This is a genomic window from Psychrobacter sp. 1U1, from assembly GCF_051847535.1.
Lineage (GTDB): Bacteria > Pseudomonadota > Gammaproteobacteria > Pseudomonadales > Moraxellaceae > Psychrobacter > Psychrobacter saeujeotis.
Map to the genome: position 1 here is coordinate 1 of NZ_JBPYDD010000007.1, position 23329 is coordinate 23329.

Here is a 23329-nt window from a genome sequence, read left to right on the forward strand (position 1 = left end):
AGAAGTGAAACATCATCGCGCCAATGGTAGTGTGGCTCCGGCCATGTGAGAGTAGGTCATCGTCAGCTCTCTATTCCAAAAGCCCCCACAACAACGTTGTGGGGGCTTTTTCTTGTGCTAATAAATCGAATGTTAAAAATCTAATCTACCTATTGAAGTTTAATTGCTAAACTACTGGCTAAATGAATAAAGTAATAGAGAGTTTTAATCATGGTTCAGGTCGTTTTCGGTATTATCTTAGGTGTAATTGTTACTGTAGGCTACTTAGCTTTTAATTCTAAATTTCATTTCGACCATGAGCTTACTCTTAATATGGTTATCGCTACTGCAACGGTTGTAGCAACAGTGATTCATTTTGACAGTGTTCAGAAGCAAAAACGTGACCGAGTTTGGGAAATAAATAAAGGTAGCTTGCTTAATTTATCTCATGCCGTTGCTGATGCTATTGAAACTTCTTCTAAGTTAACAGACCAAGCATTTAATGAAATGCAGGGTATACCTGATGATACTTGTAATATTGATGCTACAAATACTGGTAATAAATTTCAAAAAACAATTTCAGAATCATTAAACGTCTATAAGCCATTACTTAATTCAAAGTTAATTGAAGCAATTGAAGACTATCAAGAAACTGAGCAAAAAATTATAGATAAATTTAATTATAATGCTATAAATATGTTCGAAGCTTATGAGCTTCAATGGTCAGCACAACAAGATCTACAGCATATCATTCATAAATTTATTAAAAAGATATCAGGCATTTAATTTTAGGTATAAAACCTTAAATTCAGATTAATTACTTGAAAGGATTAATGTGTGATAGAAGTTTATATAGAATCTTGAGGTGTCCCAATGTAAGAGAGAGCAGGCAACTAAAGCAAAACTTCCCCACAAAAAAGCCCATATTAGCGAACTAATACGGGCTTTAACATTCAATAGAGTATCTAACAAACTAGACTAACAACTAAGCACCTTCACCAAATTTACCACTTTGGAAGTCGTTGACCGCTTGCATGATCTCTTGCTGACTATTCATGACAAACGGACCGTATTGAACAATCGGTTCACGTAGTGGACGACCAGTGATCAAGATCACTTTGGTATCCTCACTACTATCGGCAGTAATAGTGACGCCATCAGTATTGTCATCATTTTTCAAGATAGCCATAGTCTTAGTCGGTACTGTTTCACCTTCAATATCTATCGTACCACGATACACAAAGGCAAACGCGTTGTGATCGGCGGGAATGGCTTGGCTAAAGCTCGTGCCTGCTGGTAGATGGATATCTAAATAAGTCGGCTCAGTGATGTCGCGTGTGACTGCGCCTTCTACGCCATGCGATGTACCTGCGATGACAGTAACATCAACGCCGTCATCAGTGGTATATTTAGGCAAATCCTCACTTTGGAAGTCTTTATACCAAGGGTCATTCATTTTATCTTTGGCAGGCAGATTAAGCCACAGCTGGAAGCCTTCCATCGCGCCGTCTTCTTGTTCCGGTAGCTCTGAATGAATGACACCGCTCGCTGCCGTCATCCACTGTACGCCACCGTTTTGTAATAGCCCTTCGTTACCCGCGCTGTCACGGTGACGCATACGACCTGTGATCATATAAGTAATAGTCTCAAAACCGCGATGCGGATGGTTCGGGAACCCAGCGACATAATCATCTGGATTGTCGCTTTTAAAGTTATCGAGCATTAAGTAAGGGTCGAGACGCTCTTGTAATTGCTGCGTAAGCACGCGAGTCAATTTAACGCCTGCACCATCTTGGGTATCGACCCCAGCAAAAAGCTGTTCAATTTGACGTGACTGGGTGACGGTATCTTTTACGCTATTTACTATAGTGTTATCCATTATTTTCTCCTGCTTTTTTAGTAACGGTTGATAAGCATTAAGTTTTATCAATCTTCACTTATGTATTTTGAGGTTAGCAGGACAAAATTCAATATTACTATGTAGAATTATTATATTGATAATATTTATTATTAAGATAATTTTAATAGTTATATTTTCTAATTAAAATAACTCACCCACCTCAATGACTTCTTCAAAATTAAAGCCCAATTGCTGACCTTTACGCTGCCGCATTTGTTCGATACGCTGACGACGTCCTACGATTAACCTTAATACTTCACGACGCTGTTCCGTGTTCATACTTAACCATAACTGGCGTTCAGGACGGCTACGCAGGCAGCCGAAGCAATAGCCTTTTTTGTTACTTGTGCAAACTCCAATACAAGGATTGTCAATATCAAACAGTTCAATCTGCTCACTCATGACGTCTCCTTGTCTCTTTTTTGATTTGAATAACCTATTTTAAGTCAGTATTCATGCTAATTTGATTTGACTATAGATTCGCGTTTTTAGCACTATTATCGCTATATAACTGGTGTTATGCTCACTATCTATCAATTTTTATAGTATAACCAATTACAAAGATGAGATTGCATATGAATATTGTGTACGTGCATGGCCTAGATAGCGATGCCAATTCTACTAAAGGGCTTTTATTAGAGCAATATTGTCAACAGCATTACCCTGATATCATAGTACATCGTCCTGATTTAAATCAGTCGCCAGAACAAGTGTTTAGTTACTTAACGGATTTAGTCAGTAAACTTAGCAAGGACGCCAAAACCGTCTTGGTAGGCAGCTCATTGGGCGGATATTTTTCAACGCTCGTCAGCAATCATACTGGCTGTCCTATTTTATTATTAAACCCTAGCACACAGCCGCATATTACTTTACAACGTTTTGAAGACAATAAAAGCGCTGATACTTTAAGAATGGATAACAATGAGGACGAGACGCTTTATACCACTCCTGGTGGCTGGGCGATGACGAAGGCAGACTTACAGTGGTTTGCTCATCATCAATTATTGTCGGTTGCCAATCCAAGTCAGGTCACTGTCATGCTCAAAAAAGACGATGAATTGCTGGATGCCAATTTATCAGCAGCGTTTTACCAGCAGCAAGGTGCGACTGTCACTATACAAGAAGGCGGCGATCATAGGTTTAGTGATTTTGCTAAGCATGTGCCCAAAGTCATTGAAATGGTACAACAGTTAGTCTGAGCCAAGTTAGCTTATAGAGACGACATTATCTGACGTAAGCTACTGACGATTGACGTAAAGAGCGCCATTTTTGGTTATAATGGTTAGATAGAAACAATGATATGTGAATAATAAAGGAAGGCATTTTGAGTCAATATAATGCGCAATCGTTAGAAGTATTAGAAGGTCTTGAGCCGGTACGTCGTCGTCCGGGTATGTATACCGACACCACACGTCCCAATCATCTGGCACAAGAAGTCATCGATAATTCCGTTGATGAAGCGTTGGCTGGTTATACTAAAATCATAAAGGTTCAATTGCATAATGATGGCTCGTTGTCCGTTGAAGATGATGGTCGCGGTATGCCAACTGATATTCATCCTGAGTTTGGACAATCAGGTATAGAGCTTATCTTGACGCGTCTGCATGCTGGCGGTAAATTTTCGACCTCTAATTATGAAGTATCAGGCGGTTTGCATGGCGTTGGCATCTCTGTCGTCAATGCGCTATCAACGCGAGTTGAGGTAACCGTATGGCGAGACAGTACCCAGTTTGATATGGCGTTTGAAAATGGTGCACCAGTAACAAAGCTTACTGAGTCTGTCAGTTCCAATAAACGCAAACGTGGTACTCGAGTGCGTTTTTGGGCAGATGGGAGTTTTTTTGATACGCCCAAATTCAATGTCAAACAGCTTAAGCACAATCTAAAAGCCAAAGCTGTGTTGGCCGCTGGTCTGACGATTGAATTCGTTGATGATATCAATAACGAAAAAGTCGTTTGGCAGTTTACCGATGGGGTGGTGGAGTACCTCAGTGAGCAGCTAGATGGACTGGAGACGTTACCACCCGCGCCATTTTATTATAATCACGAGGCAAAAGCAGGTGAACGCGCAGGCATTACCTTTGCGCTGTCTTGGTTGCCTGAAGGTGGGACGCCGATTCAAGAAAGTTACGTGAACTTGATTCCAACCGCGCAAGGCGGCACCCATGTTAACGGACTGCGTACTGGTATTTTGGAAGCCCTGCGCGAGTTTTGTGACATTCACAATTTACTACCACGCAGTATGAAACTTACGGCAGAAGACGTATGGGATGGGGTCAACTACATCCTATCACTCAAATTCTCAGAGCCGCAGTTCTCCGGGCAAACCAAAGAGCGACTCTCTAGCCGCGAAGCCGCTGGTGCGGTGCAGACGCTTGCAAAAGATGCTTTTAGTTTATGGCTCAATCAGCATGCTGATATGGGTACGCAAATTGCGGAATTAGCCATCAATAAAGCAGGTCGGCGCTTAAAGTCTGCTAAAAAAGTCGCTCGTAAAAAAATCACTCAAGGTCCAGCACTACCTGGCAAGTTAGCAGATTGTCGTGGAGATTTGCGTGATGGTGCTGAGCTATTCTTGGTAGAAGGGGATTCGGCTGGCGGCTCAGCTAAGCAAGCGCGCGATCGTCATTATCAAGCGATATTGCCGCTGCGAGGTAAGATTTTGAACACGTGGGAGGTGTCATCAGATACGGTACTCTCGAGTCAAGAGATTCATGATATCGCTATTGCTATCGGTGTCGATCCTGCCTCTGATGATCTCTCTGAGCTACGATATGACAAAATATGCATTTTAGCCGATGCAGACTCTGATGGCCTACATATTGCAACGTTGATTTGTGCTTTGTTTGTCAAACATTTCCCTGCGCTCGTTGATGCAGGACATTTATTTGTCGCGATGCCACCTTTATACCGAGTCGATGTGGGTAAAGAAGTCCATTATGCACTAGATGAACCTGAACTTGCTCATATCTTGGCCAATGTGCCTGGCAATAAAAAAGCGCAGATCACACGTTTTAAGGGGCTTGGTGAGATGAGTGCAGAGCAATTGCGTGAAACCACGATGAACCGTGATACTCGGCGTTTGGTTCAGTTGGATATGGATGACATCGTACTAACCAGTAGTATGATGGATATGCTACTCGCCAAAAAACGAGCGGCTGACCGTAAGTCATGGCTTGAGGACAAAGGTAACCTAGCTGATATTTCAGTATAGCGCCATAGAGAGAGTCACAGTCCTTGAGGAGAGGAGTCGTTTGGTTTGAATAGTATTTTATGGTTTTCTAATTTATAAAATGCTGAAATTTTGCAAAAGACGATTTAGTCGTATTTATTTAAGGCTAGTATTCGTTTTTACTTTATAGGCCTTAATACATTGTCAAAATTCCCTAAACTTAGTAAAAAACACTTAGGTCATCTGGTTCCAAGACGCGGTAATAAAGTTGCGCCAATCATCGCATCAGCGATGTTAAAAGCAGCTGGCTGGCGAACGGTCGGGGAGATTCCAAATATTCCACAGGCAGTAGTGTTGGCGCTTCCGCATACATCTAATATCGACGGTGTTTATGCAATACCCAGTTTATTTGCTCTAGATCTAAAAATTAGCATCATGGGCAAGCATACTTTGTTTAAGGTACCAGTCCTTGCTCAGCTGCTACGTTGGATGGGTATTATCCCTATTGATCGTGGTAATAAAGGGTCAGTATTGCAGGCAAGTATTGATAAGTTTAAAACTGGAGAACCCTTATTTTTGGGGTTATCTCCAGAGGGGACACGTCAATATACCAAAGAGTGGAAAACAGGGTTTTATTATTTGGCAGTAGGGGCCAATGTGCCAATCTTACCAGTAGCGCTGGATTATAAAACCAAAGAGATACGATTTATGTCTTTGGTTTATCCTACTGGAGATATTTCAGGGGATTTGCAAAAGATTTATAACCAATATCAAGGAGTGGTTCCAATGTATCCTGAGCGCTTGTCTCAACCACTACAAGACGTTAATAGCGCGGATGACTGACAGTTTTATTAAAGCAGGTCGTTGTTAAATATGGATATCCAAAAAGCCTCCGATATTTCAATATCGAAGGCTTTTTTATCTTGAACCGTAGTGATCTAAGCTTGTCGTTGAGGCTGACAATAATATGATCAATATTTAACGGAGATGAGGGTCCTGCTATTGATATTTAGAAGTTTGGTTGACCGTTAGAAGCATTCACACCGCCGTCAACAGGCAGATTGACACCAGTAATCATCGAGGCGTCATCACTTGCTAAAAAGGTGATCGCTGCTGCAATATCCTCAGGAGTGGCAAGACGTCCTAGTGGGCAACGGGCCAAAAATTTATCAGTTTTAGCCTTGTTGTTTTGAATAGCACTGGTCATATTGGTCTCCGTCACGCTGGGATTAACGGCATTGACACGTACCCCATCTGGACCGTGATCGAGAGCCAACGTACGAGTTAGATTGGTAATGCCAGCTTTAGCCGCATTGTAGGCCGCCATGTTCCAATCGCCTCCGATACCTGAAAGCGATGAGACATTGATGATATTGCCTTTCGTCTTGATCAGATATGGCATCGCAGCTTGACAGACATAAAACGTACCATTCAAGTTGACATCGATTGCAGATTTCCACTCTTCAGCTGACATCTCAGTGATTTTACCTTGTGTTGCTTTGCCAGCGTTATTCACCAATACATCAATCTTTTCAAACTTTTCTATGACTCTTTTCATCATTTCTTGTACTTGGTCTTGTACACTAATATCACAGGTAACTGTAAGATAATTGTCGCTATGAATCCATGTACGATCTAAGGGAAACTCTTTTGCGGTTTCTTCTAAAGTTTCAGCAGTACGACCTACTAAGACCACACTGGCACCTTCTTGAGCAAATCGAATAGCAGTTGCACGACCAATACCTGACCCTGCTCCTGTAACGATAACTGTCTTTTCTTTAAAACGTTTCATGGCCTTTAATCCTTGTTATTATAAGAGAGTGACTATATAAGCAAAACCGGCAAAGGGAGTTTCGATCAGTTTATCATCCATGAATCGACCCTCAAATGGTATTGCTTTATTATTATCATAACAAGTCACTGCTTTGAAAGCGACAACAAAGCGGGGATGTATAACAGTCTTCTTGTATAGGAGTGTTACGATGGTTAAGGTTTTTTATATGGGTATTTATCACGCTGTTATTTTTTACTTTACGTATTAGGTCACAGTTATACTTGTTCAAAAGAATGCTATTTTTCAACCATAAGAGTGATGCATTGTGCCAGACGCTATCAAACCTTTATCTGAACGTCTTCTTGCTCTAGAAGCGCTAAACTGTTATCTGCAGTTGTCACCTTCTACTATGAGCTTGTCTATACCACATACAGCAGATGTACAGTATTCTGCCTGTCAATATGTCTATAAGTTGCCAAAAGGAGCGCTACGTATACTAGAAGTGTCGTTGCCCCTACCTATCATTAGTAGTACGGCTGATATTGAAACGGCACGCCTCGCTATTGTCAAAGCTGCAATGATATGGCAAAAGCAAAGCTTGCAGCGTGATGAAGATAGTAATACTGTGACTCACAAGGTGTTAGTACTGGATGTTCAACTTGTAGATCATCAAATATTAGATAATGATGGCATTAAAGAAGACAAGAGATTATCGGTGACGACGTCTATCAATCATAGTTTTGGGGCACGTTACTTTATGGAGCATCTGATATCAGATGTTAGTAAAGACGAGCAATGGTTACAAGTATTTAGTCGTCAGGATTGGTATCTAGCTATCGAGAGAGTTATGACACCTTGTGATCTATGGCAATTTTTGGATTTTCACTTAACGCATCTTAATCAATCGCTCATAAGCGGGGTAGCGAGCTTTGAATCTGAGACAGCAATTATCACCCAATTTATGCAGAGTAATGCTTTGTTGGCGCAGGCTATAAGTGTAGACAATGTGCTTATTAAACAGGGCTTGCAGGACGAGCCAAACTCGGCTTTGGTTGCGATGAGTCTGGCACAAAAACAACAAGACGTGAGTTTACAGCAGGCCTATCAGCAGCACCGAAAACAGGCGTCTATATTATGGTCACAGCTTAGCAGTCAAATTATCAGCTTGGCTAGCGAGCCGTCTATTACAACTAATAAAAAGGTGGTAGACGCACAGACTATATGGAAACGACAGCTATTAGATGAGTCCTTGTTTTCACGTCATGAGCTTATACGTACCCTATATAAACATCCTGAGCGCGCACTTACTATGAGGGAGAATGGGTATGTTATTCATCAGCACTCTTATACAAGTTTGGGCCGTCATTATGTGATGATATTTTATGGAAAAGGCAAAGACACCGCGCAGAGCAGAGCGGCTATCCAACCAAGGCTACAAGCAATTGCACAAGATGTTGCACTGCGTTTACCACTTGTTGAGCTACACCATATTATTGTACTGGGCATCGAGTTTGTCTTAGAGAAAGACGACACTTATTTGGATATAGATGCATGGATTCAGCCAGTTGAGTCTATGACTCAAAGGGAGCGTCAATTAACCAAGCAGTTACAGCGCTTAAATCAGCAAAACAAAGCGCAAGTACAAAACAGTCAGTCAGTAGACAATGGTCCATCAACACGAATGCAGTTGAATTTAAATGTGCCTGCACGACCTATTAAGTTATAAACATAAAATCTGAGCCATAAAAAAAGACAGCCTAAGCTGTCTTTTTTATATTGGAACAATAGCTATCGTTAACCTTTATTTCAGATTATCGTTGTCATCGATATCAGTAAAGTCTGTACCTGAACCTAAGTTTGAACCTGTGTCTGTATCGCTATCACGTGTCTCTACATGAGTGATATCTACATGATCACTGCCAAGCTTAGTGGTGTCAACTACGTCTGTGTGCAAGTCGCTAGTCGATGGGCTAGTAGAAGCAGTAGGCGTATTATCACGAACTGAGTCAGCAACTTTTTCCTGAGTCGACGAGCTGGTATGAACAGTAGACTTCGCTTCTGCTTTGTCCTGTTCTTTATCCATTTTGTCTTGCATTTTACGTAGGAAACGAGCAGCGGCTTCTTGACCACCAAGACCAAACGATAGAGCGAAAGCAACGGCTACAGCACCTAATGTTAAGCCAAATGCCAAGTTCACAATAGAGTCAGCGATACCCATCGCTTTTAGGCCCATTGCTAACACTAAGCCCATGATCAATACGCGTACAATATTGGCTAAAAATTGTGAGCCTTTCTCAGAACGCTCAACGACACCAGCAATGATATTGGCAAGCCAAAAACCGATGAATAGAATGATCGCACCTAAGATGATGTTTGCACCGAAGGCGATAAACATCGTGATGATAGCTGAAATAGGTTCAAAACCAAGCAAATCAGCTGCCGCGATTGCAGCAAACAACATAGCAAAGAAGATAATGGCATAACCGACTAGATCAGAGATCTTTTTGTCGCCCATGGTTTCTTGCAGGCCAACTTTAGCAGGTAATTGGTTGACCTGAGTATTCTCGATTAAGCCTTTGATGATGTCTGCTACCATACGTATGACATAATAAGTCACAACAAGGATCGCTATAGCCATGAAAATGTTAGGCAATGCTTCCATAATCTTATTAAGCATATTAGTCGCTGGACGAGCGATCACTTCAATTTTTAGAGCATTTAATGCAGCGATTACAGTTGGGATGATAACAACCAAAAACGCTAAAGAACCAGCAATATTAGGTAAGCTGTTTTCTTCACTCAAACCTGCTTTTGTAGCCAATGCTTGTACATTAAAGGTAGATACAAGGTTGGTCACGATACCGCGTACGACTTTGGCGATGATATAACCCACCACAAAAACCACAATAGCGATAAGAATATTAGGAATAAAGCTAAAAATTTTGTCAACCATATTGGTCAATGGAGCAAACAAACCATCAAGCTCTAATTGGCCAAGTACCATTGTCAATACAACCAACAAAATAAACCAATAAACCATATCAGCAATAGTGCTGCTCATTGGTTTAACGCCAGCTTGAGCACTTAAACGCTCGTCCATAGTCGTCTTTGACAAAGCAGTGTTAAGCGCCGTACGCACAACAGTTGCAATAACCCAACCAATGATACCAACAGCAATAGCGCCAATAAGATTTGGAATAAAGGCGAGTACTTGATTAACCATATTTGCAAACGGTGCTGAAATTGAATTTAAGTTTAACTGAGTCAACGCGCCTGAAATAGCAATAACGAAGATAAACCAGAAAACGACTTTAGAGATAATACCTTCTAAATCGTAGGTTTTGCCTGTAGAAGAATTCATACGCTGATTTAAATTGACCTTAGCCAATACATTGCGTACCAAAGCTGCGATGCCAAGGGCAACGAGCCAACCGATCACGAAGATCAAAATAGCACCAATGATGGAGCCAATAGGTCCACCAAGATAACCATTAAAAGATGCAAACATTGGGTTCATCCTGTCCTCCTTTAATCACTATATAGTAAGTCATAAAACAATCATTGATTATATTATCGACGGATACACAGTAGTTTAAAAATAGTATTGTTGTATTTAACGTTGTTGACTAATTTAATGTTTTCTTATAAAAGTTTTGCCTAAACCATTACAAAGAAAAATAGTATTAAAAAATTACTTTAATTGACTTATCAATTTAGCTGATTAAGCTTAGCTGATATAATGATGCAGTTAAAGTTAGAATGCTTTACCTGACGCTATAATTGTGTGATAAGTTGTTATTTTTGGGGCAAAAATTAACAAAGACTGTACATTGTTATGTTAATTTTATCGGAAACATAGCTCATAAAACTAAGATTTGCTATGATAGCTGGCAAATAATATTTTAGTGTTCTTCCTAATTGATTTAACAAATTGAGAGTAATATATGAAAAAAATTACCACTTTAACTATCACTACGCTGGCCAGTGCGATGTTATTGGTTACAGGCTGTAGTACCAACAATGGCAACCAAGAAAGCGCTACTCCAAGTGTTTCTATTACTGAGCAAAGTACAGCGAAAGAAAAAGTAGGCTATAGCTTGGGCTTTATGATGGCAGAAGGTAATAAAGAAGCGGTACAAGATTTAGACCTTGATACTTTTGAGCAAGGCTTTCGTGATGGCTATGAAGGTGAAGAGTCTGCTCTGACCCAAGAGCAGATGGAAGAAGTACTAATGACGTACCAAAAAGAACAAGAAGAGAAGTTTGTTGCAGATATGCAGAACAAAGCAGAAGAGAATAAAACCAAAGGTGCTGCGTTCTTAGCAGAAAATGCTAAAAAAGAAGGCGTAAAAGAGACGGATTCTGGTCTGCAATATAAAGTACTAACAGCAGGTACGGGCAAATCACCAAAAGCGACTGACGTGGTTGAAGTAAACTACGAGGGCAAATTGATCGATGGTACTGTATTTGATAGCTCTTATGAGCGCGGCGAGCCGATCGAATTCCCATTGAACCAAGTCATCGCTGGCTGGACTGAAGGTTTACAGCTGATGAAAGAAGGCGGCAAATATGAGTTCTATATTCCATCAGATATCGCTTATGGCGAAGCTGGAAATTCAGGTATTGAACCTAATAGCACACTCATATTCACTGTTGAGCTATTAAAAGTAAAATAGCAGAAAAGTGAAATAATGCTGCGTTAAGCATATAATATTAGATAATTGAAAAAGCCCTCATATTGGATATGAGGGCTTTTTTAGTCACGGGATTTTTGTATTATAAAATAAAGTGCCGTATTTAAAGGGTCTTTTGAAATACTTTAGAGTTGCGACCGTTATGGTACTTTTCTTGGCGAGCTTCTGGTAATGCACTAGCATTGACTTCAGCGAAGCCTTGTTCTACAAACCAGTGCGCCGTACGTGTGGTTAATACAAACAACTTATGTAGGCCATGACTGCGCGCTTGCTGTTCTAAAAATGCCAGCAAGTCTGCACCGCGGCTACCATTGCGATATTCTGGGTGCACAGCCACACAAGCAACTTCTGCTGAATCATCATTAAGTGGATATAGGGCCGCACAGCCTAAAATCATACCATCGCGCTCAATCACACTATAGTTGTCGATCTCTTGTTCTAGGCGTTCGCGTGAGCGGCTGACCAAGATACCTTGCTCTTCTAATGGTGTTAGCAGCTCAATAAGACCGACCACATCATCTATATTGGCATGACGAATCTCTTCGTATGGGTCGTGACTAATTAGCGTACCGGAGCCATCACGTGTAAACAGCTCTTCAAGTAGCGCGCCATCTTTGGCATATGAGATGATATGTGTACGATGAACACCTTGGCGACAAGCCAAACTGGCACAATGCAAGAAGTAATTAATTTCATTGTTCAAATCACGTTCTCGCAAAAAACGATCCACTTCATTTGGAATCATTTCGTGCAATAAGCGGCCGTTATCATTGATGTCAGCCTCTTCACCTAAAAAGATAAGCTTGTCTGCGCTAAGCGCCACTGCCGCACTAAGCGCCACATCTTCACTCAACAAGTTGAAAACTTCACCAGTTGCTGAGTAGCCCATTGAGCCTAAAATTACAATATGATCGTGTAGTAGGTTGTTCTTAATCGCCTCAATATCGATGGAGCGTACTTCACCTGTCATCTGATGATCGACGCCATTTCGAATACCATAAGGACGCGCAGTCACAAAGTTACCAGAAACCGCATCAATACGTGAGCCGTACATGGGCGAGTTGGCAAGCCCCATTGATAATTGGGCTTCGATCTGTAGACGAATAGCACCGACCGCTTGTAAGATAGATGGCATGGCGTTACGTGGCGTAATGCGAACGTCGTGATGTAGGGGAGAGTTGATACCAGCTTCTTGTAGATTTTTTTCTATTTGCGGACGCGCACCATGTACCAATACTAGCTTAATTCCTAAGCTATGCAACAATGCAAAGTCATGAATAAGGGTGTTAAAATTGGGATGATTGACTGCCTCACCACCAAACATAATCACGAAAGTCTTGCCGCGATGCGTGTTGATATAAGGCGCAGAGTTACGGAACCAATGGACGTATTCAGGTTTAATCTGGGGCATGGCGCTAATAGTCATAGTAGGAGCAATAATAGTAGGTATGGTAAAAGATAAGAGACATTAAAGATTTTACGAATATCAAAGATTTACCATAGCAAAAAACGTCGGTATGAGCTATCTTTTTATTTTGACGATCGCTGTTTGAATTTGGTCAGTTGTCTATATACACAACCTAAACACGGGGTTAGTATACCTATAAAAGCTTTTTGCTATGCTAAGCCCTATCACATGATCGATGACGCGCATAAATTGTATTTTCAATGCATAATGTAGAGTACATAACCTGTGTTTGAAAAATATGTAGGAAGAAATACGAAAAAAATTACAGCTTTGTCTCACAAAGAAACCTTGAGTAGTACTGTTTTACCGATACATTAACTAGGAATAACGAATATCATGAAGAAAATAAACCATTTAGCCAGTCCTTTTACTGCTTGGAGCGGTCATCGCTTATTTCAAGTCGTCGCCGGTACCCTTATCGGTGCGATGGTAGTCACAACCCAAGCGTCAGCTATGCTGCCAACACCAGAGCCTGCACTTGATGGCTCTGCTGCTGTAAAGACAGTTGCAAATGCTAATGGTAGCAACTCAAACATGCAAGCCGTTGATACCAAGATTACAGCTTCTCTTATAAGCGTGGATGCGAATGGACAAGAGACATTGGTGCCTGTAGATGCCAATACGCGCTTGCAGCCAGGTAACGTTCTAGAGTATCAAGGGTATTTTACCAATACCAACCCAGATCGGGTGCGTAAGATGACGGTTACATTGACGATTCCTGAGCAAGTGGAGCTGTTACGCGCGGTGTCTCCTGATTTTCCATACGGTAGTGTCGATGGTGATACTTTTGCTCGGATGCCGTTACGTACGCGAGTGGATAACCAACTGCAAGAGGTTGATCTCAAACATTACAAAGCAGTACGCTGGGATATCGAAGGTGTCGGTCTCAACGATACTGTCATGGTTAAATATCGTGCAAAAGTAAAATAATAGCCACAGTCGATATACTTGGTAAAATAAAAAAGCACGGCAATTAATAATTGCGGTGCTTTTTTTTGGTGACATTAAAGCGTAGCGTACTTGCTACTAGATTTTTCTTTAATAAGTTGTTTAATGCCGTTGACCTGCGGGGTAGTGGCTTGCACGCCAGCCATGATAAGTGCGCTACGCTGATTGGTATCTAACGAGCTGATATGGCCGACATCAGGGGCAATCACAATATCAGCGCGCTCGTGCTCATTACTTACAAGTGAGCGGTGACTAGTGGTTGAATAGCGAGTATTAGAGGATAGATTGTTTCCAAGTAATCCCCAAAAGCTACTTAAAGAGGTGACAGCGGGTAGTAAATTACTAGTCATATTTTTTTTACTTGATGTGGGTACAGTCACATCGACAGCGATGATAATATCAGCGCCCAAATCTCGAGCACTATCGACAGGGACTAAGCTGATCACTCCGCCATCGATATATTTTTTGCCAGTTTTTTCGGGTATGCGCGGCGCAATAAAAATATTAGGCACGCTACAAGACGCTTGAACAGCAAGGCCTGCATCTCCTGTGGTAAAGACCGCCTTTTTTAGCGTATGCTTCTCAGCAGCGATTGCGGCAAAGCGGATCGGAAAGTCTTCTATTGCGCGACCACCAACTTTAGCATTGATAAAGTTTTTGAGCTTGATGCCTTCAATAAAGCCTTGATTGGATAACACAAAGTCTGTTAACTCGCTATCAGGTGTGTTCAATGCTAATTGTTCAAGCTGCTGCGGTGTGTAGCCACTGGCATATAGGCTCCCAACCAAGCTACCAACGCTGGTTCCTACCACGAGTGTCGGCGTGATACCGCTTTCTTCTAACGCCTTAATGACACCAACGTGGGCAAAACCTTTGGCTCCGCCGCCGCCTAACACTAAAGCGACGGTTGGTGCTTTTACGACTGGGTGAGATTGTGTGATCGAAGTGGATGGTCCAATGCTGTTACAAGCACTGACGACGACGCCTAGAGTCGTCAGTAGGCTTGTGCGTACGACTCTTTTATAGAAGGTTTGAGAATCTCGATTGTTGATAGGCTGAACGGACATAGAAAGGCCTTAAAAGCATTTTGAAAGCAAAAAGTATTGGTCAGATGAATGGTTGATTAAGGGTTGAGTCTATAGACGCACGATTACCAAATAGCTTAGTCTCATCAATAGTATTGTCAGCTATAATGATTAAAGTACACTTTATAGCGTATTGATTGTCGTCATAGTTAGGTATACTTTCATCATCAGTGTCATACAATAATCAAGTATAAAACATTTAAGTATGTAGAATTTAAAATAATATCTTTAAGGTTTTTGATGCCAATATCTAGCCATTCCATAGCCGACTTATCAAACAGTGTGTTGCCCAAACAGTCGGCTTCAGCATTAGATATGCCAGTGACGGCGCTGGCGGGTGTTGGACCAAAAGTCGCAGAGCAATTAACGCAACTGGGTATTACACGGATTTTTGATTTATTGCTCCATTTGCCGCGAGATTATGAAGACCGTAGCCGACTCGTATCTATCGCAGATGTAGGACATGGGCAAGCGGCATTAATCACGGGGCGGGTGGTACATGTCGAGACCAAACGCAGCGGTATGACGGTGATTGTAGATGATGATACTGGCACAATCTCTCTACGCTTCTTTAGAGTTTATCGTGGTCTTGCCCAGACCATGAGTGTGGGCACGCGACTACAGCTGTTTGGGGAAGTAAAAGTCAGCCGTTACGGCAAGCAGATGCATCATCCTGAATATCAGATTTTGACTGATAGTGTCGCCATCACCAACACGGGCCTACAGCCCATCTATCCGAGCGTCAAAGGCCTGCATCAAAATAAATTACGTACTTTGATTAAGCTGGCCCTACAAACCGTACGCGGCCAAGGTCTACCAATGACGCTATTTACGCCAGAGGATTTTGCTGTAGTAGCAGATTTGCCATTAGCGCCCTTTGAGCCGACTAAACTACTGGTTACAGAGACGGATTATTCAGAAGATATATTCTCAACCTTAGCGCGTAGTGTGCCAGACAACGCTGCTACTGACCACGTTAACAAAGCTGGTGTGACTACTTATGACGCAAGTAACAAAGGCAATTCGGTCGCCGTTAGTGGCGCTCATAACAATGCTCACAGCAATGTTTACAACTTAACAATATTTGAAGCGTTGGTGCTACTGCATACACCGCCTACTTATACCGACGCTGGGCAACAATATAAATTGCTAACCCAGCTAAGTGCCCGTACGCATGCGGCTTGTCAGCGCCTTATTATCGAAGAGCTAACCGCGCATCAACTCAGTCTGTTATATCGCCGTCAGCAGCTGCACCAGTATAAAGCGCCCAAATGCACCACTCAAAGCCCATTGGCTAATAAGTTATTTGCAGCATTACCCTTTGATCTAACCGGTGCGCAGCAGCGTGTGATGAAAGATATTACCACTGATATGGCGACTTCTATTCCAATGCTGCGATTGGTGCAGGGTGATGTAGGTGCAGGTAAAACTTTAGTCGCAGCAGGCGCAGCGGGCTACGCGCTTGATAGCGGCTGGCAGGTGGCGGTCATGGCACCGACTGAGATTTTAGCAGAACAGCACTTGTTAAACTTTAAACAGTGGTTTGAGCCGTTGGGTATCGAAGTCGGTTGGCTGGCTGGCAAACAAACCGCAAAGCAGCGCCGCGAAGCGTTAGAAGCCGTGAGCGAAAATACGGTGCAAGTGGTGGTCGGTACTCATGCCTTATTTCAAGAGCAGGTACAATTTGCCAAATTGGGCTTAGTCATTATTGATGAGCAGCATCGTTTTGGGGTTGAGCAGCGCATGGCCTTGACCAATAAAGGTGTGGCGAATAGTACGCCGCATCAGCTTATTATGACCGCAACGCCTATTCCGCGTACGCTCGCGATGAGTGTCTATGGCGACATGGACACCTCAATTATCGATGAGTTACCACCTGGACGTACGCCCATTACGACAGTGACCATTGATCGCAACCGCCGCGATGAAGTGATCGAACGCATCGCGATTAATTGTGAGGCAGGTAGGCAAGCGTACTGGGTGTGCTCCTTGGTAGAAGAGTCGAGCGTACTCGATGCGCAAGCCGCCGAGGCGACTTATGAGGACTTACATGAGCGTTTGGATATTCGTATTGGCCTTGTACATGGCAAGATGAAGTCCGCTGATAAACAAGCCATCATGCAAGAGTTTAAAGCGGGCAGCCTTGATTTGTTGATTGCTACAACGGTCATCGAAGTCGGCGTTGATGTACCGAACGCGTCGTTGATGGTCATCGAAAACGCCGAGCGTTTGGGTCTGTCGCAACTCCATCAATTGCGTGGTCGCGTTGGGCGTGGCTCGACCAAGAGTTTCTGCGTATTGCTATATCAGAAGCCTTTATCAGAGACAGGTACAGAACGTCTTAATGTATTACGCGATAGTACCGATGGTTTTGTGATTGCGCAAAAAGATCTTGAGCTACGCGGGCCGGGTGAGCTACTTGGCAAACGCCAAACGGGTAATGTAGGCTATTATCTGGCGGATTTGATTCGTGATGAAGAGCTATTTGCCATCGCTCAACGTTTGGCCAAGCATTTAATTGCAGACCCCACGCGTAAAGCTGATGTCAGCCAGCTGATACATCGCTGGATGCCTGAGGCCAGCCGCTATACTAATGCTTAAGAAGGCGTATAAGATAGTTTGGTAAGTAGGACTTTAACCATGTATAAACTATAGATGCAAAAACAATAGTCAGTGCTATCCTTTTCTATGTATCTGACCAATTTGTATATTTCAAAAGAAGTTTTATTTAGAGATTTCTTCACTCTTATATTTTCTTGTTCTTGTATTTTTTAGCCTTTTTTTATGAGTCATGAAAGGCTCTTTAGTTAATCATACAATTCCCCACTCATAGACTCCTACATCTATATTCTTATTACTGCACGTTTACTTCATATTCTAACGATAGTTCTTAGTGAGTTATTGATAAAAAAGGATAAACGACAGTTGACCTGTTAGTACGATAGACTACAATGCAAAAAGCGTTCAATAATATAAACTGTCTATACCACCCCGCTAAAAATTAACGTTTATCCTCTTTTTTACCAATGTGCTTATTTATAGAGACCAACTATGAGTGACCTTCAAGACCCTAATGATAAGCAAGTGTCTAATTCTACACCTGAGTCTGAGTTGCCGCCTTATCGCAACCCTGATACGGCAAAGCATAAACCCTCAAAAAAGCTTCCTGTGTGGCTATTGCCTGTGCTGGTAGCAGTGCTGGTCATTGGTGTGCTGTTAGGCAAATATTGGGGTGACAATGACTCGACTACGGATGAGTCGACCGTTGTCTCTGGGACACAAAATGATAAGGTGTCCATTGATACCGATAGCGATCAAGCCGTTTTAACGATCGAAACCGTACAGCCGAGTCAAGATAGTGTCGGCAACACGCTAACAGCTGACGGTACGATTAGTGCCAAGGATATTGCCAATGTCAGTGCCAAGGTCAATGGGGTGGCGATTGAGCGTGTATTGGTTGAAGAAGGTGCGCGCGTTAAAGCTGGTCAAGTTTTGGCAATATTCGATACCGACGCGATGGAGCAGCAGGTCTTGCAAGCAGAAGCAGACGTGGCCGAAGCCGAAGCCACGCTTGCCAATGCGAGTGCAGATGCGGCACGTGTGCTACCGCTACTTGATATCGATGCTATCAGTAAACAAGAGGCGGACCGTTACCGTACTTCTGAGATTCGTGCTAGAGCATCCTTGCAAGCCTCAAAAGCGCGCTTAAGCAATCAGCGCCTAAACCTTGAGAATGCCAACGTCGTCGCGCCCGTAAGTGGGGTAATCAGTGACAAGATGGCTGAGGTCGGCATGGTCGCAGGTGGTGAGCCGCTATTTACGATTATTAAAGGGGGTGTTTTAGAGTGGCGTGCTGATATCGATCCTAAGTTAATTGGTGATGTAAACGTGGGTACGCCCGTTAAAGTTAGCTTGCCAAGGGACCAGTCGGTGATGGGACAAGTCAGTCGTATCGCGCCGACAGCGGACAATAACCGTCAAATTACTATCTATGCAAGCTTAAATGACAACTCTGCAGCGCGTGCAGGTATGTACCAAACTGGTGAGTTTTTGCTCGGTAGCGAAAGCATGCAAACGGTGCCCAATAGCGCCATTGTCAGCAATGATGGCTATGATTATGTGATGCTAGTGACGGATATCAAAACCCAGAATGACAAAACGGTCGGACGTATTCAACAGCAGCGCGTGACCTTAGGAGATCGTATTGGCGACAGCGTCGTACTTGCAGAGCTTTTGCCGAGCGATACTAGAGTGGTCAAGCAAGGCGGTAGTTTTTTAAATGATGGTGACTTGGTATGGGTCGTGGAAAGTGAAGCTGTGCAGGCAACATCATGAATATGAATGTATCTACCTATTCTATCAAAAACCCGCTCGTTGCGATTTTATTATTTGTCTTGCTCACTTTCGGTGGTTTGTTTGGCTTTCAACAAATGAAAGTGCAGCAGTTCCCTGATATTGATCTACCAGCGGTCGTAGTCACGGTTACTTTGCCAGGAGCTGCCCCAGCCCAGCTTGAAAACGATGTGGCTAAAAAGATTGAAAACAGACTGACTAGCATTGAAGGTATTAAGCATATTCGTACTACCTTACAAACAGGCGCTGCGACTATCGCAACCGAGTTTGTGTTAGAAAAAGACATTCAAGAAGCCATGGATGATGTGCGTTCAGCTGTCGGTGAGGTACGTGGAGACTTACCCGCCGCCGCGAATGACCCTATTATTACCAAAGTCTCGACAGCAGGATTTCCAGTAGTCACGTATTCTGTGACTGGCAATAATATGAGTGTTGAGGACTTATCATGGTTCGTTGATGACACCATTACCAAGCGCTTATCTGATATTCAAGGGGTAAGCGCTATTAGTCGGATTGGTGGTCTTGAACGTGAGATTACCGTTGCCGCTGACCCTATCATGCTTAGTGGTTTGCAACTCTCCATCCCTCAATTGTCTCAGCAGATCGCTGGTATTCAGCAAGACAGCGCAGGCGGGGAAGCTGAAGTTGGTACTACGACTCAAACCATTCGGGTATTGGGGGCAGTAGAGCGTGCGCGTGAGCTTAACGAGTTACAGATTGCCGTCCCTACTGGAGGCACGCAAGCGTTAGGCCGTATGGCTGAAGTGATGGATGGCGCGGCTGATCCTAGCTCTGTTGCCAAATTAGATGGCGAAACCGTGGTTGCCTTTAACATCACTCGTTCACGCGGTGCCAGTGAAGTTGAAGTTACCAAAAGAGTGGATGCGGCACTGGCGCAGTTAAGTGCTGAGATGACTAATATCGAGGTCGAAAAAGTCTACGACCGTGCGACCCCAGTAGAAGAGGACTATAAGTCTTCATTACGTATGTTGATTGAAGGCGGTATTCTAGCAGTCGTCGTCGTGTTCTTATTTTTACGCAATATTCGTGCAACGATTGTCGCCGCTGTAGCCTTGCCATTGTCGGTCATTCCTACCTTTTTGGGTATGTATCTATTTGATTTTAGCCTTAATATTATCTCGTTATTGGCGTTATCACTTGTCATCGGTGTGTTGGTCGATGATGCTATCGTTGAGGTCGAAAACATTATCCGCCATTTACGGATGGGTAAAACGCCTTATGAAGCGGCAATGGAAGCCGCTGATGAAATTGGGCTTGCAGTCATTGCCACTACCTTTACCTTAATTGCGGTGTTTTTACCTACAGCCTTTATGGGCGGTGTGGTTGGGCAGTTCTTCCGCCAGTTTGGTTGGACAGCGGCGATGGCTATTTTTGCTTCGCTATTGGTCGCACGCTTGATTACCCCTATGATGGCAGCCTACATTTTGCGACCAGAAAAACACCGGGTCGAAAAACAAAGCGCCTTGATGACCTGGTATTTAAAGATAGTATCCTGGACACTTCATCATCGCTGGTTAACTATGGGGGCTACCTTATTATTATTTGTAGGGTCATTAGCCCTAGTGCAGCTACTACCGACTTCATTTATTCCTGATAATGACATTGATCAAACGCGAGTAGGGATTGAGCTGACGCCTGATGTTGAGCTTGAAGATACCGAGCAGGTGACCGCATTGGCACGTGAGCGTATTTTAGCATTGCCTGAAGTTGCCCATGTTTTTTCTTCAGTTGGACAAGCACAAGAGGCGATGGGGCCAAACAGCTCTAGTGGTAGTGGTGGCGCAAAAAACATCGCCAGTTTAGATATTGTTTTGACACCGCGTGCCAAGCGGATACCCAAAAAGGAGATTGAACAACATATTAGCGCCATATTAACAGAAGTGCCTAGTGCGCGTTTTACAGTAGGGTTATCAAGTGGCGGCGAGACAGGATATAGCTTTTCGTTGACCAGTACCAATCCGCAAGTGCTGGAGCAGACTGCACAGCAAATTATGACAGATATCCGCGCATTACCAATTGCAGGCGCGGTCACCAGTGATCGCAGCTTACCGCAACAAGAGCTGACTGTAACCCCTAATCGGCTAGCAATGGCAGATAAAGGCGTCACTACACAAGATATCGCAACCACCTTACGAATCGCGACAGTGGGTGATTATGAGCAGCGCCTATCCAAGCTGAATTTGGATACGCGGCAGATTCCTATTGTGGTGCGCTTGCCTGATGTAGCCAAACAAAACGTCAATCAGTTAGAAGGCTTGTATGTACCTAGTACAAACCCAACCGGACAAGGTGTGCGTGTCGGCGAAGTGGCTGACCTCAATTTTGGTACAGGGCCTGCAAAGATCAGCCGTCTTGACCGTGAACGTTCAATCACGATTACGGTGCAGCCTGGTACAGGTGAGCTTGGTGAATTGGTAGATGCAGTCAAAAACACCCCTACCATGCAGCAACTCCCAGCCTCTATTACGATGATTGCACAGGGCCAAGCGGAAAACATGGCTGAGCTATTTAGCGGTTTTGTCATTGCCATGTCGGTGGGTATTATTTGTATCTTAGGCGTCTTAATTCTACTTTTTGGGAAGCTTTTACAACCCTTTACTATCTTAATGGCGCTGCCGTTATCGATAGGCGGTGCATTCGTGGGTTTGGTCATTACAGGCAGTAGTCTATCGATGCCGTCGATGATCGGTTTTATTATGCTGATGGGTATCGCCACCAAAAATTCTATTTTATTAGTCGATTATGCCATTATTGCGCAAAACAGAGGCTTAACACGTTTTGAGGCTATCATCGATGCCTGTCGCAAGCGCGCCCGTCCTATCATTATGACCACTATTGCAATGGGTGCTGGCATGTTGCCGCTCGTGTTTGGCTGGGGTGATGCTGATCCTACCTTTAGGCGTCCGATGGCGGCTGCTGTGTTAGGCGGTCTAGTAACCTCAACGCTATTAAGTTTGGTCGTAATTCCAGTCGTATATACTTTGATGGATGACTTGTCAGGGTGGTTTGCTAAATGGTTGATCCCGCATGGTAAAGATAATAATCCGGTCGTTGAAAAATCATAGTATGAAAGCGTGTTATAAGTCATAAATGAGAGTAGGCTAGAAGCTAGGTAGTAAAACTAATCAGCTATTATCAATAAAGGACTATAGAGATGAGCCGATTTGCACTTTCTAAAATGAAATGTTCTAAAACGACATGCAGGTACGTCAAATTTTTAGGAGCGTTATCATTAATTATAGGTAGTATGACTGGTAGTCATGCTGCTAGCTATTTGCTAGAACCTGCAAATAGCAATGTACGCTTCGCTATCGATCATTTTAATACCTCAACTAATACGGGTGGCTTTTATAATCTGACCGGACAGCTAGAATACGACCAAAAGGCGTACACTGGCAATGTCTCTTTAGTCATTCCCATTAACACTTTAAATACAGGTAATAAAGCCTTTGATATCATCCTTAGAAGCGATGAATTTTTTGATATGAACAAGTATCCGCTAGCTTACTTTAAGTCTACTAAGTGGCATTTCGCTGATGACAATACGGGCGATGTGACCCGAGTCGATGGGGAGTTGACTATTCGCGATATTACTCATCCAGTAACGCTAACCGCTACTAAGTTCAATTGTTATTTTAGTTTTATAGCGAAAGGCTCAGTATGTGGTGGTGATTTTACGACAACCATTGACCGCAGAGAGTGGGATATCAGTAAGTATACGCGGCTAGGTATTACTGAACAGGTGGATTTAAATATTCAGATTGAGGCGGCTAAGCAGTAGTTTTTTGACTACCACTCTTTTAGTATAATAACTAATCGATAAAGGCCAAGACTTATTAGATAAGTTTTGGTTTTTTTTATGTCATTGAACCATCATTTGCCATACTATCGTTGCTCTCTTCTTTTATGTTCTAACCTTACTAAGATGAATAATA

General features: G+C 43.0%; 17 protein-coding genes. 11 read left to right on the plus strand and 6 right to left on the minus strand.

All coding sequences use genetic code 11. From position 1 onward, the window contains the following. The first annotated feature begins 210 nt into the window (after window positions 1-210). A complete protein-coding gene (locus tag ACS8FB_RS10975) occupies window positions 211-765 on the plus strand; it encodes a hypothetical protein (RefSeq protein WP_439262924.1) in 555 nt (184 codons plus the stop codon). 199 nt (window positions 766-964) lie between these two features. On the opposite strand, the gene ACS8FB_RS10980 is transcribed toward ACS8FB_RS10975, so the two are convergent. Both ACS8FB_RS10980 and ACS8FB_RS10985 read right to left on the minus strand, forming a co-directional pair. Further along, the gene (locus ACS8FB_RS10980; RefSeq protein WP_439262926.1) at window positions 965-1858 is read right to left on the minus strand and encodes a pirin family protein; all 894 of its coding nucleotides are present in this window, start codon (window positions 1856-1858) and stop codon (window positions 965-967) included. Window positions 1859-2020: 162 nt separating this feature from the next. Then, window positions 2021-2281 (minus strand): DUF1289 domain-containing protein, encoded by a 261-nt coding sequence (locus ACS8FB_RS10985; RefSeq protein WP_439262928.1) that lies wholly within the window; start codon window positions 2279-2281, stop codon window positions 2021-2023. Window positions 2282-2454: 173 nt separating this feature from the next. Here ACS8FB_RS10985 and ACS8FB_RS10990 point away from each other — a divergent pair, with 173 nt between their 5' ends. The 3 genes from ACS8FB_RS10990 (at window position 2455) to ACS8FB_RS11000 (ending at window position 5894) form a co-directional block, all read left to right on the plus strand. Next, window positions 2455-3078: a YqiA/YcfP family alpha/beta fold hydrolase gene (locus ACS8FB_RS10990; RefSeq protein WP_439262930.1), complete on the plus strand. Its 624-nt coding sequence runs from the start codon at window positions 2455-2457 to the stop codon at window positions 3076-3078. A gap of 125 nt (window positions 3079-3203) precedes the next feature. Beyond that, window positions 3204-5093, plus strand: a complete 1890-nt coding sequence (gene parE, locus ACS8FB_RS10995) for a DNA topoisomerase IV subunit B (protein WP_439262932.1) — start codon at window positions 3204-3206, stop codon at window positions 5091-5093. Between the two features lie 159 nt (window positions 5094-5252). Beyond that, window positions 5253-5894, plus strand: coding sequence for a lysophospholipid acyltransferase family protein (locus ACS8FB_RS11000; RefSeq protein WP_439262934.1), 642 nt, complete (start codon window positions 5253-5255; stop codon window positions 5892-5894). Window positions 5895-6060: 166 nt separating this feature from the next. On the opposite strand, the gene budC is transcribed toward ACS8FB_RS11000, so the two are convergent. Continuing rightward, window positions 6061-6843, minus strand: coding sequence for a meso-2,3-butanediol dehydrogenase (gene budC, locus ACS8FB_RS11005; protein WP_299221291.1), 783 nt, complete (start codon window positions 6841-6843; stop codon window positions 6061-6063). A 307-nt stretch (window positions 6844-7150) separates the two neighbouring features. On the opposite strand from budC, the gene ACS8FB_RS11010 reads away from it, so the two are divergent. Beyond that, window positions 7151-8551 carry a hypothetical protein gene (locus ACS8FB_RS11010; protein ID WP_439262936.1) on the plus strand — a complete coding sequence of 467 codons (1401 nt, stop codon included), beginning with the start codon at window positions 7151-7153 and terminating at the stop codon, window positions 8549-8551. A gap of 75 nt (window positions 8552-8626) precedes the next feature. Here ACS8FB_RS11010 and ACS8FB_RS11015 read toward each other — a convergent pair whose 3' ends face one another. Next, window positions 8627-10342, minus strand: coding sequence for a mechanosensitive ion channel (locus tag ACS8FB_RS11015; protein WP_439262938.1), 1716 nt, complete (start codon window positions 10340-10342; stop codon window positions 8627-8629). 427 nt (window positions 10343-10769) lie between these two features. On the opposite strand from ACS8FB_RS11015, the gene ACS8FB_RS11020 reads away from it, so the two are divergent. Further along, a complete protein-coding gene (locus ACS8FB_RS11020) occupies window positions 10770-11501 on the plus strand; it encodes an FKBP-type peptidyl-prolyl cis-trans isomerase (RefSeq protein ID WP_439262940.1) in 732 nt (243 codons plus the stop codon). A 121-nt stretch (window positions 11502-11622) separates the two neighbouring features. Here the strand turns inward: ACS8FB_RS11020 and argA are convergent, their stop codons facing one another. Next, window positions 11623-12945, minus strand: coding sequence for an amino-acid N-acetyltransferase (argA, locus tag ACS8FB_RS11025; protein WP_439262942.1), 1323 nt, complete (start codon window positions 12943-12945; stop codon window positions 11623-11625). Window positions 12946-13323: 378 nt separating this feature from the next. Between argA and ACS8FB_RS11030 the strand changes: the two genes are divergently transcribed. Further along, window positions 13324-13917 (plus strand): hypothetical protein, encoded by a 594-nt coding sequence (locus ACS8FB_RS11030; RefSeq protein ID WP_439262944.1) that lies wholly within the window; start codon window positions 13324-13326, stop codon window positions 13915-13917. 74 nt (window positions 13918-13991) lie between these two features. On the opposite strand, the gene ACS8FB_RS11035 is transcribed toward ACS8FB_RS11030, so the two are convergent. After that, window positions 13992-15002, minus strand: a complete 1011-nt coding sequence (locus tag ACS8FB_RS11035; RefSeq protein WP_439262946.1) for a patatin-like phospholipase family protein — start codon at window positions 15000-15002, stop codon at window positions 13992-13994. Between the two features lie 258 nt (window positions 15003-15260). Here ACS8FB_RS11035 and recG point away from each other — a divergent pair, with 258 nt between their 5' ends. From recG to ACS8FB_RS11055, 4 genes are all read left to right on the plus strand, one after another. After that, on the plus strand, window positions 15261-17621 hold the full coding sequence (gene recG / locus ACS8FB_RS11040; protein WP_439262947.1) for an ATP-dependent DNA helicase RecG: 2361 nt from the start codon (window positions 15261-15263) through the stop codon (window positions 17619-17621). A 450-nt stretch (window positions 17622-18071) separates the two neighbouring features. After that, window positions 18072-19355, plus strand: coding sequence for an efflux RND transporter periplasmic adaptor subunit (locus ACS8FB_RS11045; protein ID WP_439262949.1), 1284 nt, complete (start codon window positions 18072-18074; stop codon window positions 19353-19355). After that, on the plus strand, window positions 19352-22459 hold the full coding sequence (locus ACS8FB_RS11050) for an efflux RND transporter permease subunit (protein ID WP_439262951.1): 3108 nt from the start codon (window positions 19352-19354) through the stop codon (window positions 22457-22459). The genes ACS8FB_RS11045 and ACS8FB_RS11050 overlap by 4 nt, the downstream gene beginning before the upstream one ends. A gap of 182 nt (window positions 22460-22641) precedes the next feature. Next, window positions 22642-23175, plus strand: coding sequence for a YceI family protein (locus ACS8FB_RS11055; protein WP_439262953.1), 534 nt, complete (start codon window positions 22642-22644; stop codon window positions 23173-23175). Window positions 23176-23329 lie beyond the last annotated feature (154 nt).

Bases quoted from the DNA above. Each gene is read 5' to 3' on its own strand.
- ACS8FB_RS11045 (WP_439262949.1), top strand. From the start codon at position 18,072: ATGAGTGACCTTCAAGACCCTAATGATAAGCAAGTGTCTAATTCTACA.
- budC (WP_299221291.1), bottom strand. From the start codon at position 6,843: ATGAAACGTTTTAAAGAAAAGACAGTTATCGTTACAGGAGCAGGGTCA.
- ACS8FB_RS11015 (WP_439262938.1), bottom strand. From the start codon at position 10,342: ATGAACCCAATGTTTGCATCTTTTAATGGTTATCTTGGTGGACCTATT.
- ACS8FB_RS11020 (WP_439262940.1), top strand. From the start codon at position 10,770: ATGAAAAAAATTACCACTTTAACTATCACTACGCTGGCCAGTGCGATG.
- recG (WP_439262947.1), top strand. From the start codon at position 15,261: ATGCCAATATCTAGCCATTCCATAGCCGACTTATCAAACAGTGTGTTG.
- ACS8FB_RS10990 (WP_439262930.1), top strand. From the start codon at position 2,455: ATGAATATTGTGTACGTGCATGGCCTAGATAGCGATGCCAATTCTACT.
- ACS8FB_RS11050 (WP_439262951.1), top strand. From the start codon at position 19,352: ATGAATATGAATGTATCTACCTATTCTATCAAAAACCCGCTCGTTGCG.
- argA (WP_439262942.1), bottom strand. From the start codon at position 12,945: ATGACTATTAGCGCCATGCCCCAGATTAAACCTGAATACGTCCATTGG.
- ACS8FB_RS10980 (WP_439262926.1), bottom strand. From the start codon at position 1,858: ATGGATAACACTATAGTAAATAGCGTAAAAGATACCGTCACCCAGTCA.
- ACS8FB_RS10975 (WP_439262924.1), top strand. From the start codon at position 211: ATGGTTCAGGTCGTTTTCGGTATTATCTTAGGTGTAATTGTTACTGTA.
- ACS8FB_RS11030 (WP_439262944.1), top strand. From the start codon at position 13,324: ATGAAGAAAATAAACCATTTAGCCAGTCCTTTTACTGCTTGGAGCGGT.
- ACS8FB_RS11055 (WP_439262953.1), top strand. From the start codon at position 22,642: ATGACTGGTAGTCATGCTGCTAGCTATTTGCTAGAACCTGCAAATAGC.
- ACS8FB_RS10985 (WP_439262928.1), bottom strand. From the start codon at position 2,281: ATGAGTGAGCAGATTGAACTGTTTGATATTGACAATCCTTGTATTGGA.
- ACS8FB_RS11035 (WP_439262946.1), bottom strand. From the start codon at position 15,002: ATGTCCGTTCAGCCTATCAACAATCGAGATTCTCAAACCTTCTATAAA.